The 12689-nt window shown below is 46.4% G+C and carries 9 protein-coding genes; 3 read left to right on the forward strand and 6 right to left on the reverse strand.

Annotation, left to right across the window (positions count from 1 at the left end; all coding sequences use genetic code 11):
* The first annotated feature begins 44 nt into the window (after positions 1 to 44).
* On the forward strand, positions 45 to 1544 hold the full coding sequence (locus tag J2736_RS11585) for an MDR family MFS transporter (RefSeq protein ID WP_310226632.1): 1500 nt from the start codon (positions 45 to 47) through the stop codon (positions 1542 to 1544).
* Positions 1545 to 1608: 64 nt separating this feature from the next.
* Here the strand turns inward: J2736_RS11585 and J2736_RS11590 are convergent, their stop codons facing one another.
* The 3 genes from J2736_RS11590 to J2736_RS11600 all read right to left on the reverse strand — a co-directional run bounded on the left by J2736_RS11590 (position 1609) and on the right by J2736_RS11600 (position 7821).
* Positions 1609 to 3063 carry a stalk domain-containing protein gene (locus tag J2736_RS11590; RefSeq protein WP_310226634.1) on the reverse strand — a complete coding sequence of 485 codons (1455 nt, stop codon included), beginning with the start codon at positions 3061 to 3063 and terminating at the stop codon, positions 1609 to 1611.
* A 220-nt stretch (positions 3064 to 3283) separates the two neighbouring features.
* Positions 3284 to 6265, reverse strand: coding sequence for a DEAD/DEAH box helicase (locus J2736_RS11595; protein WP_310226637.1), 2982 nt, complete (start codon positions 6263 to 6265; stop codon positions 3284 to 3286).
* On the reverse strand, positions 6262 to 7821 hold the full coding sequence (locus tag J2736_RS11600) for an SWIM zinc finger family protein (RefSeq protein ID WP_310226639.1): 1560 nt from the start codon (positions 7819 to 7821) through the stop codon (positions 6262 to 6264). The genes J2736_RS11595 and J2736_RS11600 overlap by 4 nt, the downstream gene beginning before the upstream one ends.
* Before the next feature lie 233 nt (positions 7822 to 8054).
* On the opposite strand from J2736_RS11600, the gene J2736_RS11605 reads away from it, so the two are divergent.
* On the forward strand, positions 8055 to 8429 hold the full coding sequence (locus J2736_RS11605) for a hypothetical protein (protein ID WP_310226641.1): 375 nt from the start codon (positions 8055 to 8057) through the stop codon (positions 8427 to 8429).
* A gap of 199 nt (positions 8430 to 8628) precedes the next feature.
* On the opposite strand, the gene J2736_RS11610 is transcribed toward J2736_RS11605, so the two are convergent.
* The 3 genes from J2736_RS11610 to J2736_RS11620 form a co-directional block, all read right to left on the reverse strand.
* Positions 8629 to 9420, reverse strand: coding sequence for a 3'-5' exonuclease (locus J2736_RS11610; protein WP_310226643.1), 792 nt, complete (start codon positions 9418 to 9420; stop codon positions 8629 to 8631).
* Between the two features lie 49 nt (positions 9421 to 9469).
* Positions 9470 to 10621, reverse strand: coding sequence for an MFS transporter (locus tag J2736_RS11615; RefSeq protein WP_310226646.1), 1152 nt, complete (start codon positions 10619 to 10621; stop codon positions 9470 to 9472).
* Between the two features lie 87 nt (positions 10622 to 10708).
* The gene (locus J2736_RS11620) at positions 10709 to 11503 is read right to left on the reverse strand and encodes an AraC family transcriptional regulator (protein WP_310226648.1); all 795 of its coding nucleotides are present in this window, start codon (positions 11501 to 11503) and stop codon (positions 10709 to 10711) included.
* Between the two features lie 127 nt (positions 11504 to 11630).
* Between J2736_RS11620 and J2736_RS11625 the strand changes: the two genes are divergently transcribed.
* Complete coding sequence (locus J2736_RS11625) at positions 11631 to 12470, forward strand: phytanoyl-CoA dioxygenase family protein (protein ID WP_310226651.1); 840 nt, start codon at positions 11631 to 11633, stop codon at positions 12468 to 12470.
* The last annotated feature ends 219 nt before the right edge of the window (positions 12471 to 12689 follow it).

A 12689-nucleotide genomic window follows, 5' to 3' on the forward strand; every position in this document is an offset into this window, starting at 1 on the left:
ATTGTAACACGTGAAGAGAGAGATTGTCTAAGGAGGAGTTAGGAATGAGTCAAAGCGCTGTATCCGGTGGAACAGAGCCGGAGTTTAAGATTACGAGCATTCTCGTGCCGCTAATCGCAATTATTTCAGGCATATTCATGGTTATCCTCGACACGACAGCAATGAACGTTGCTTTGTCGAAGTTGGTCGTTGACTTTAAAACAGATTTACCTACGATTCAATGGGCGGTTACAGGCTACATGCTGGCATCCGCTGCGGTAATTCCCTTAGCAGGTTGGTTATCAGATAGGTTCGGAGCCAAAAATGTCTTTTTGACATCCGTATTGCTGTTCACAATTGCATCCCTCTTATGTGCGACGCCAAACACAGCCGAAATGCTAATCTTTTTCCGCATCTTGCAAGGTTTAGGCGGAGGATTTGTTATGCCTGTCGCGATGGCTTACGTATACAGACTTAGTCCTCCTAGCAAAATCGGGCAAGTCATGGGTATGCTAGGCGTACCTATTCTATTAGCTCCAGCAGTGGGGCCGATCTTGGCAGGCTGGTTAGTTGAATACCACTCCTGGCACTGGATTTTCCTTATTAACTTGCCAGTTGGTATTTTTAGTTTGATATTCGGTTATTGGAAATTGCCTGTTGTTGCTCGTAAAAAGGTAGCTGGCTTCGATCTGCCAGGGATGATCTTGGGTCCGATTGCATTCGCATCGCTATCTTACGGCATCTCACAAGGCGCTTCAGGTTGGACGTCCGATAAAGCGCTTGGCGGTATCATCGTTGGGGCACTTGCCCTGATTGCCTTCGTTATTGTTGAGCTCAAAACGAAAATTCCATTGCTTGAGCTTCGCGTGTTCAAATCATTTGATTTTTCATTTAGTATATTCATTCAATGGGTGATCCAATTCTGTATGTTCGGGGCGATCTTCCTTCTTCCACAATTCCTACAGCAAGCCCGTGGTTACGGTGCGTTTGATACAGGTTTGACACTGTTCCCACAAGCCATCGCATCTGGACTTATGATGCCAATTGGCGGTTATTTATTTGATAAAATCGGCGTGCGTTGGTTAGTTGTCATCGGTCTTACCTTGGTTTCAGGAGCGATTTTCCAATATTCACTGATGGATTTGACCGTTCAAAGAACGGATCTCATTCTACCGCTAGCTATGGCAGGTGCGGGAATGGGGCTCATGATGATGCCAATTAACTCGCATTTGATCAAAAAAGCACCGCAAGACCTTGTCAGCCGGGTTACTTCGTTGACAAGTGCGATGCAGCAGGTTATTAGCTCGTTCGGTGTTGCGATCGTAGTGACGATTCTGACTTCACGTGTTACAACGTTGATAACAGAGCAGAAACTACCTATGGGATCGCCAGCAGACATGCAAAAGTCGATGCTTTCCGTAGCACCAGATGCCTTCGGTTATACCTTCAAATGTATGATGGTTATCGCTCTGTGCGGGGTTGTCCTTGGTTTATTCTTACGCCGTGGCAAAACAGAAGCACATCAAGAAACACGTACAGATGTAGCGTTAGAAGGTCTGCACTAAGGCTCCTAAAGAAAAGACAGCTCGTAAGTAGTGGATTACACTACTCACGAGCTGTCTTTTTGTATTAAGGCAAGCGAACGGAGGCGCGGTACAGCTTGCTATTCCATTCGACCGTGCTTTTGAGCGATTCCGCAACTAAGCGAAGCGGGACATACATCCGGCTGTCACTCATGATTTGCAATGGGACAGGGACTGAGACGGATTTTCCATTTACCGTAGCGACGGAGCTTCCATCTTTCAGCTTCAACGTGACACCCGCATTGGTAATGGTCGCCGTTCTAGTTGCCGTATCCCAGGCAAAAGTAGCATTCATCGCCGTTATAAAAGGACGAATCGGCACAACCGTCGTTTCCTTGTCGATGAAACCCGTGAAATCCGAAATGTATTGACCGTTAATATCAATTTGAACTTTAGGCTTGTCTAGCTTGCGAACAACGAGCACGTTGCTGAGCTTACGCCCCGGATAAGACATCATTGTGCCATTCGCATAAAGCCCTGAGCTGGAGCCGCCATCCATGTTCATGGCTTCTTTCAACCCCAGAGCAATCGCAATGGCGGCAAGCTCGGATAAGGTTGCACTCGGAACTGTCCCCATCACAAGACGATTCGAGCTGTCTATGCCAACGAAGCTTCTGGCTGCGGAAGATTGCGTAACTTTAGGGTCTGTGAACCCATCTCGTTGCACATTAATATCAGAGGCGCCGTTCGTAACGAGCTTGGGCCCAACGCCAATTGCGGACAGCCATGTTTTGGCATCGAGATTACTTCCGCCTTCACCCTTAGCGATAATATCCTTCGTGATTCTGTCACCGACATCTAATTTGGTCAGGACATTTTGCTTATTGTTAGCGCTGTTACCGACAAATAGTACATATCCGCCATCCGGCACCGATACGGAATCTTGTGTAATCCGAGTGACAAGTCCATCGCTGATCACGACTTTAGTCCCATTGGGAAAACCGATCCAACGACCAAAATCTGGCGTATACCAGACAATCTGGTCCGTACTCGTGTCTCCGTAATATTTGTTAATCCCCCAAGGATTAATTGTGTAAGTGCCGCCACCTTCGCTTGTGCGAATCGCTATGTCGAGATTGACGAACTGGATGTCTGGCACCTTATCTTTGTTCAGAAACAGCGTCTGATTCTCCCCAGAATGCATGGGTTCACCTGACTTTAGCAACGTTCCGTTCGGGTAACGGATATAAGGATTGGACTCATAGGCGTTAAAAAAAGTACCATTAATCGCGGCGACTCCGTTCTCTCGCTCTACGATGGCTTGCATCGCTTCATCATGACCGATCCCGCCATCCGCTAGGGCAGGAACGAGCTCCAACGTGGGATCTGTGAGATCAACCATAACGACTGGAACATTGAAGTTTTTGCCTGCGGCATAAACTAATTTCGTAACAGCATTCACAGATGGGGAATAAGCAGCAGATGCTGGTGCCCCTCCGGCAACAAGTGCTGCAGTTAATAGTAGGGAAGTGGCTGGAATGAATAATTTCCTATACAACATATATGGGTCTCCTTTAGTCAATTGAATAGCATGTCGAAACATGCTGAAATATAGACAGCTTAACATACCATTCGGATGAAACATGGCGTTTATGACGCAGTGTGTGGGGAAAGGTAGGCATGGAGAACCAACTGGTGGAGAAGCCCCCCTGGCCTCCTCCACATGCACAAAAAAGCAATCCCCACGCAGATGAATCCACGCTGAGATTGCTCATCTTACACTACCAAGTCTTCCGCAGGGTGAATAAATCCTGCAGTTCATCATTCGAAAGCTCGGTAATCCAGCCTTCAGAAGAAGAGATGACGTTGTCGCTTAGGCTCATCTTGCTTTCGAGCATCTCGTCAATCCGTTCCTCGAGTGTGCCGAGTGAAATGAACTTATGGACCTGCACGTTGCGCGTTTGGCCCATCCGATAGGCGCGGTCAGTCGCTTGATTCTCGACCGCGGGATTCCACCAGCGGTCGAAGTGGAACACATGGTTCGCCGCGGTCAAGTTCAACCCAACGCCGCCGGCTTTCAGCGACAGCACGAAAATATTCGGCCCATCGCCGTCTCCGGCTTGGAACCGATCAATCATGCGGTCGCGCTCCTGCTTCGGCGTGCTCCCGTTGAGGTAGAACACGTGCTCTCCGCGCTGCTTGGAGAGCACATCTGCCAGCATGCGGCCCATGCCCACATACTGCGTGAAAATCAAGCACGAATCGCCCTCGTCCCGCAGCTCATCGACCATCGCAACAAGCCGCTCCAGCTTCGCGGAGCGCTGCACGAGCGCTTCGCGCCCATCCTCGCTTTGCAGCATCTCCTCAGCCAGCTCCGCTTCCTTCGTGAGCAGCATCGGATGATCACACAGCTGTTTCAGCTGTGTCAGAGCGCCGAGGATTGCGCCTTTACGCTCCATGCCCTCGAGCTTCTTCATGCGCTCCATCAGGTCCTTAACGGTCTGTTCGTACATCGCGCCTTGTTCGGCGGTTAAGTTGATGTAGACCTTCATTTCCAGCTTATCCGGCAAGTCGAGTTGGATAGCAGGATCTTTCTTTTTGCGGCGCAGCATAAAAGGTTTAACCAACTGCTGAAGCTGCGCGGTTCGTTCCGCATCCTGATGTTTCTCGATGGGGTTCGCGAAGCGAACTTGAAAGCCACGCTGATTCCCAAGGTAGCCCGGATTGAGGAAATCGTAAATCGACCAAAGCTCTGATAATCGATTCTCAATTGGCGTGCCCGTGAGGGCTATGCGATGAACAGCGTTCAATGAACGAATGGCGGCGGATTGTTTATTTTGCGCGTTTTTAATATTCTGTGCCTCATCCAGACAGAGGGAGCTCCATGTGTAGGGTTGAAGCGTTTCTTGATCCATGAGGGCTGTCGTATAGGAAGTGAGGACGATATCCATGCCTTTCAAAGCATCATCCAGAGCGCCGCCGCTTAATCGACCTTTCCCATAATGCAGCATAACCTTAAGCTCTGGAGCAAAGCGTGCCAGTTCCTTCTGCCAGTTACCAAGTACAGAGGTTGGGCAAATGAGAAGAGCAGGCTGCTCAGAAACGGGTTTGTGCTGCAATAAATAGGTGATGAATTGAACGGTTTTACCAAGTCCCATATCATCAGCTAAGCAAGCGCCGAGCCCGAATTTACGCAGGTAACTCAGCCAAGTAAACCCTTGGTGCTGATAGCTTCGCAGCTCAGCGCGCAGTCCTTGCGGTACAGGAAGCAGCTCAAGATCGGAAGGCTGTGCTAGCTGCCTTAAGATCTTTAAGAGATGCTCATTTAGTTCCACCTCTAGCTGCAGACGGGCTTCTTCTTCCGGGTCGATATCGTCGGGAGGTATGCCATCGCCATCCCATGAGGATTTGGCCTTATCTCGTTCCAACTCACTTAATAAATGAAGCTGGAAAATATCTTGCAGGGACAAGCCCTCAGCCGGATCAATGCTATCCATCAATCTGCGAATCTGATCTAAGAAGGCAGGATCCAAATAGATCCACTGTCCGCGGAAACGAATCAGTCGTTCATTACGACTGAGCAGACTATTAAACTCCGCTTCACTTAATTCGGAATCTCCGATTGCAATCCGCCAATCGAAGTTGACGAGTGAGTTCATTCCGAACAAGGACTCGGTTTTACCGCCACCGCCGCCGCCACCAGCTCCTCCGCCTGCGTCAGCAGCGACCTTAGCGCTCAGTCTAGGCTTTCTTTTGGCAGCAGCTTCCCACCAAGCAGGAAGCATAACGTTCCAGCCATCTTCCAGCAAGATGCGACTGTCCTTGGTCAGGAACGTCCAAGCCGAGTCATCGCTCATGGGATGAGCGAGCAGTTCACCGTCGTCGGCCATGCGAGGCAGCGCTTCTAACAAACGCGTAACCCAACCAGGGGCGCGCTCCATCACGAACGGGCTCCATTCAGATGCCCATGCGCCTGAAGCTGTTCCATCCACATGCAAACGAATTGGTGTGAGAAGTGTGCTGTCATGTTTGTCCTGCAGAACGAGTCGTAGTCGCCACTCGTCTTCCAGTTCATCCGGCTCAAGCAATTGCAACGCTGGGCGGAACGGTGCTAGATCCGGACGCCATCCCATGGTGGAGAGCCATTCATTTTCTGTAAAAGCTGCGGGAGAATCGTCAGCTATGTTCGACTTTCGGTTAGCCGAGAATAAGGCGGGATAGTCACGGCGCAAATCCGCCATAGCGGCGTCATCCCCATAATGCGATTTAAAGACTGCCGCTGAGAAAGCCGCGCGCAATCCTTTTAAACCCTGGCCAAGGTCATCCATGTTATCTAACATAGCCCAATCTATAGCAGCGAGTTCTTCTGTACTGTGATCCCACGTCCAAATTAACTGACCATTGCGGAAGTCTTCGTAGCTCGGAATATACTGACCTTTTTGAGCAGCTTCAAAGAGGAGAGGAGCTACTTGCAGCATACGTTGTGCGGACTCGGTGCCCATTTCCCAACTCGCAATGTCGATGAAGTTCGGAGCTGCAAAGAAAGGGAGCACTTGCTCCACAGGGAGAATTGTTATAGTCAGCTCACCAGCTTGTTGCGTCTCAAGCAGGGTGCCATAGAGGGAAGGTTCGTGCCAGGTGAACAGCAACTTCCGGAAGTGATCACCGGAGACGTCTCTTCCATCTTTGAAGCCCCAAAGCAAGGCATCGCCGCCATCCGTTAGGGACATACATAGTGACATTTCATGCAATTTGGTACTCATTCTAACAGCTTCCCTTTCTTCAATTCTTCCTGCAAGGCGCGCAGCCTGCTAAACCGACTGACGAATTGGGTGAAGAATGCTTCCCAACGTTCGGGTTGCTTCAATTTTTTATAAACTTTTTCTAAGCGTTTCAAAAGCCGTACAGCCGATTTGTAATCATGTCGGTTTTTAAGTCGAATATAGTGTTCGATCGCTTGGTGATAATAAGGGAGGAGTAGCTCAGGCGACTCCTTCTCAATAGGCTGCAGAACATTCACGCGATGTGTGAACGGGTCGTATCCTTGCGCTATTTGCATTTCGATCCATGATTTCCATTTGCGTTGTTCATAATAGAACGCTTCGATGATGCGATAGGAGGCAGGCAGCAGTTCCACTAACGACTCCCACATCAAGTCATCTGCATCAGGAACGTGAGCAATCGCGACTTTCCAATAAGCGGCATAGGATTCGATGTCATGGTGCCTTTTGCCGCTATAGAACGAACTTAATCTGCGCAGCCAATGTACAATTTCTTGCCACTTTTGAACATATTCCAAGTAAGCAAGAAATGGTGTGAAAAGAAGCGATGGCGCATCTTTGAAAGAGGCATGGGATGTAATGGTGCTCCAAGCTTCATCAGACATCGATTGGCGGAGATACAAGAAAGCTCGTCCTGCAATCAACGAAAGAGAGAGCTCAGCAGCTTCCATCGCTTCGAAAGCAGCTACTTCCGCGGCTAGTAAGCCTTCATTCTCTGGCGCTTTAAAAGCCCACAACGTCGAAAATACCCGGAAGTGATGCAGTTTTTTCGGCGATTCAATGGCCATTTGTGCACGAATATAGGTGAAGGTTTGTGTTAATCTTTCCTTATGTTGATCAGCATCCAATGTAACGCTGACAGGCTCTTTTAACCAGTCATCTAGCTCATCACTCAAGTGATAAATGGTTGCGGCTGTGTAGAATGTGACACCAGCTTGTGCGTTCTGTTCTACAATTTTGCGTAAGATAAAAAGTCTCTGATGCAAATCAAAGTAAAACAGATCCGTCTCGGAGAAAGAAATGGCTGTTCGTTTGAGATTCGAGAATTGCCCACGAAGTAATTCAACATAGTTCCATTGATCGTAAGAGGGCTTGAGATGATAGGTGTAGTGCTCCATGAATTTGTGCCAGCCATCTACGGTCATCCCTGGTAATTGTTCCAAAGAGGATACCGAAGAGGATTGAGCGGCCACCCGTTTCAGAGCCATCTTGGCATTCATTATTTGAGAAGCGGGATAGCCTTGTCGATCTGCCAGCTCCATTAAGGCTGCCGCTACATGTTTGCAAGCTGTCTTAACAGGGCAGGTACAAGAGCTGGCTTTAAGCTGGTTGAGATCAATCTCGACCCTACATTTTTCGCCAAACTCTTCCACAACAGCATTAACCTTCTTGTGCTCGGTTGTAATAAGTAAAGATGTGACCATCTGCTGTTTATAAAAATGAAAGCCTCGACTTAGCGTAACTTCATTATACGTTTCAGCTACATATTCAAGTAATTTCGACCATTGGTCATCGTTCAAAACAGGTGTAGAAGACATGAATAAACTCCTTCGGCTGCTTACAATAGGAACACATGTCTCTATTATAAAATGTTGAGATCAACTTGTAAATTTTACAAAGGTAATTTATAATTGCCCAACTACAAAGATCAGACCTATCCCTCTTAAGGAGAGGGGCGTTTCACCAGCGTGTAACGATCACTTGACTTTATATACTGTAATAATTATAATTACAGTATGCAGTAACATTTCTAGTGAAGGTGGCGAGGCGTATGTTGAACGTAGCAATTAGTGATTGGGTTGTCGCAACAACAAGTGAAGATGAAATGGTTCATGGGTATGTAGAAGCGATTGCTTGGCAGCATGGAATCGCGTTCGTACATGTCATCGCGTCTGATCAAGACGAAATCATTGGCCATCTCATTGAAGTGAAGCTTTCCAGTGTGAAGGCATTGCCAACAAGTGGTTTGGATACAGAAGCAAGTGTTCGCAGTATGATCGATATCGCGCTTGAAATCAAGGATGAGCAATGGTTTATGGAGTTAACAGATAGCTTGCTTTCTCTACAATCCAATGAATCCAAGACGCCTACAGATAAAGTGATTCGTGGATCCTATTCGAACCGATTAGGTGTGGATCAGCTGTAAACGTGCTATGCGTAAATGTATAACGATAGAACTCATAGATGTGCGACCGCCAATATACACGATAACTTGCGCTGCAAGCTTATTCGGTAGATTGGCTTTTTGTTTTGTGGATTTCAGCATGTAAAAAGGGATCTTCGATCCGCGGAGAGCAATTATGAAACAATTGCTTCCTCATGTGGAACGTCGATCCCTTTATGGATTAGTTCGTTGTTGCAGAATTCCCTGCTGGCTTCGAGGCAGGCACGCCTTTGGCGACTTCCGCCGCGAACAGCGTCTGCATTTCGGCGATCTTCTTGGCATCGGCAGCCTCGATTTTATCTGCGAAATATTTTTCAACAAATAGCTCCCAGGTAGGAACGACTTTCTGTGTTGTAATGGTCTTTACGGCTGTTTTGATCAGCCGCCGTTCTTTCGCATTCGTAAACATATCCACGTATTGTTGCTTACGATCAAAGTCGAGATCTGTGAAGATTGCGCGGAACACTTCCGCTGTCATGCGGGCATCATCCAAAGCACGGTGCGCAGATCCTTCTGCTTCGATATTAAGATCAAGAAGTGCGGCTTCTACGCTGACGTCATTGGTTACTTTTTTGAAACGAGTGAAGCCTTTGAGCAAATCAAAATAACCTACAGCCATCCAATAGGCATCGTCCAGCTTGTGCATGCGCGTATCAAAGACGATTCGTTTGACATCTTCGCCGCCCCACGTGACCAGCAGCAGTTCCTCACTCCGATTCAGCCACTCCAAGAAATCAGTAATAACTTTGCGAAAACCAGCTGCTTCATCAATATCTTCCTGGGGAATTCCCGTTTTCTTTTTAATAAAGGCATTTAGTTTGGAAAAATAGACTGGTTTGATCAATGCTGAGAATTCATCGACTTGCTGAAGGGAAGCGTCTAGGCGAACAGCGCCTATCTCGATTACCTCCATCGGTAAATCACTGGCGAACTTGCGGCCGTTAAATTCAATATCTAATATAATGTAATCCATGCTGTGGGCCCCCGTTTCATCTCTATCCTATCATTTTAGCAGAAAATGCTTAGGTTGCCAGCTTCTGTTTCCGATACACGGCACGTAATGCTAGGCTGAACAAGAAACCGGAGAATGACATAACCGATACCCAGATAAATAATGTGTGTCCTCCGAACTGTTGATAGAACCATCCGCCTAAGTAAGAAGCGACAATACCCGAAATACCGAAGAAGATAATAGCAAGCACGGTTTGTCCCGTAGCACGCCACTCTTCAGGGACAATCTGATATAAATACTGAATCGCAGCCGAATAGAAAATAGGGAATGTGAACGTTTGGAGAAGCTGGATCGCAACGAGTACATGGGGATCGGTTACCCAAGCGCTGACGAGGAAGCGCAAAAAATAGAAGAAAGCAGCAAATGAGATTAATGCTAATTCTTTCCCTTTACGAAGCCACCAGAAGCTTAAAGCAAATACTAGAATTTCACTGCCAGCTGCTAGGAAGAAAGCAATACCCACCAGATGATTGCTGCCGCCTAATTCTCGAATATAAACCCCTAGAAATGTATCGTTAATCCGTTGTGGAACGGCACAAATGAAAATGAGGACCATGAACCATATCGTTTCTTTATTTCCAAGAAAATTGCGAAGACTACGAAGTGAAATCGGTTTTCCAGTTACTGGTGCATCCGGTAAAGCTAAACAAATGATGAGGGAGATAATACCAATACCGCCAAATAGGTAAGCTAAGCTATGAATTCCGAAGTACTGTGCGGCATAACCGACGATTAGTGACATGACGGCATAGCCGACTGCACCAAAGGTACGGATGGAGCCATAGCTAGTGCCAAGACGTTCGGCTGTCTGGAAATTAAGACTTTCCGTTAATGGATCTAAGGGCATTAAGAAAAAGTAGAGAAGCATTGTAAATAGAAGCAGAATAATAAAGCTCTTGGAGTCATACAGCAGGTAGCCGATGATCGTTGAACAAAATAGAAGAAGTAACATAATTTTCTTAATGGTTTTCGTACGATCGCTAATCATCCCCCATAACGGCTGGGAAAAAATCGCGATGAAGCCACCAGTTCCGATAATGAGCCCAATTCGAGAGGTGGAAAGTCCTTGTGCATCTAAGTAAACAGGTAAAAATGAAACGAATAGTGCAAGTAAAGCAAAGTACATAAAGTTAAATGATCTTAATAAGTTGGATGAATGCATGATAACCTAACCTTCCTTGATGAACTAGCGCATGCTGTTGTAAAGGTACATTCTATCATGTTGTGTAAAAGATGCAAAAATATTTTATCAAGATCGTATCCCAGAAGGCGGAATCCCGGTAACCTGTTTAAATTGGCGGCTAAAGAAATAAATGCTGCGATAACCAAGCGCTTCTGCGACTTCACTTACATTCATGCCAAGCTTTAGCAAATAAGTTGCACGCTCAATTCTTTTGTGAATGAGATATGATTCAATGGTTTGTCCCATAATTTCTTTAAACTTAAGAGAGAAGTAGCGCGGGGAGAGATGGGCTTCCTTGGCTAAATCTTGAATGCGATGTTGTCGCCCGGGATCCTGCCGAATATGAGCCGCGATATCCATGATCACCTTGTTCAGTGATCGTTTGGCTGGGTCACCTAAAGTTTGATGAGCGGATGCTTGACGTTCAAACAGCAAGAGAATCAGTCTAAGCAACCCCTTCGCTTCTTCCTCATGACCAAATGCTTGAGTCAGACAAACATGAACGAATCGATCTAGATAGGTTTCATGGAATTCTGCAGGATCGAAGTGCACAAATGACGGCAAAGACGCAAGTAGAGAAGAATCTCCAGTGGCAGTGAAATGGATATAAGTCACGGTCAATGGGCGTTCAGGATTATGCTTTGCTCGAGTAAGATCACCTGGCTTGAAGAGGAAGCAATCCCCGGATCGTACAGGGTAAACCTTACTATTTAAAGTGACCTCACCTTCACCATCCCATACATACCAGAAATCATAGTCGGTGAAGGGGTCATTCTCGCGACTCCATTTCCAATTGACTTCACAATGTACTTTCCCATAGTAAGTCGTGAGTTCTAGGGTGTGCGATGTGAAAATAGACATACATGTCACTGCCTTTCTATGTAAAATAGTGCAAATAGTTATGTGCAAGAATGCATTTATTTTACTACCTTTCGATTCTATAATAAAGCTATTAGTAGTCGAATTATTTAAACGGAGGGTTATCGCTATGGCTATATTCGAACAAAGCAATCCAACACCTGAAGAAATTTCGGCACAATTGTATCGGTATGATCGTATTGCAGAGAAAATCAATGGGTTTACGAACTGGAATGAGACTCATCTGGTTAATTACTGGCGTGAGGGCTATGCCGCTGTTGAGCATATTTTAAATGAAGAAGAAATTCAGATTTCGAAAGAAGCTTTGTATGATCTTATTTATAAAGATGATAAAGGAGCTCATATTCAGTTCACGAAACCGAAGAGTGAGTTGAAAACGGATGAAGAGAAGGAACTCGCGATAAGAAAAGTGAATGATTTTGTTCAAGTAGAGGAGCGCTTACAAAGGATTGCGGAGCATCCTGCGATTCTAGCCATGGTTCAAGATATTTTGGGGGAGACACCGCGGCTCGTTCAGAACATGGCTCTACTCAAACCTCCTCATGGTGGAGGGGAGAAGCCGTGGCATCAAGATATGGCTTATGGGAATTTGGCTTATGAGAAACCTGTGGTTGGTGTGTGGATCGCACTCGATGAAGCGGCATTAGACAATGGCTGTATGCATGTCATCCCTGGCTCACATGCCGATGGGGCAACGCCTCATTACGCCATTCGAGACTGGCAGCTTTGCGATGCTCACGTGCAAGTAGAGAGGGATGTTGCGGTGCCTTTATTGCCTGGCGGCATTCTTTTGTTCCACGGATTACTTAAGCACGGAACACCTTATAATCTATCGATTAAGAAGCGTCGTGCCTTGCAATTTCATTATGTAGGAGAATCAGCAACGAAACTTACACCGAAAGAGTATAAACGGTTTTTTACGAATGAGATGAGTGGCGCGGAATGTTAATTTAATCATTTATTTAATAGATAATCCTCCTTCCGAGAGTTTGGGCAGGAGGATTATTTGTTATGTATACGCGGTGTTGAAGGAGAGGAATGATGTCATCTTGGTTAAAAAAGATAGACTTTTTTAAATAGTTTAGTGTCTAGTAAATGTTCTAGTAGTCAAAGGCATATTTTACCAATCTTAAAGTCTATTGCCGTATTGTACAAGCGATAATAGTAA

Origin of the sequence: Paenibacillus qinlingensis, assembly GCF_031455095.1 — a bacterium.
Classification (GTDB): domain Bacteria; phylum Bacillota; class Bacilli; order Paenibacillales; family NBRC-103111; genus Paenibacillus_E; species Paenibacillus_E qinlingensis_A.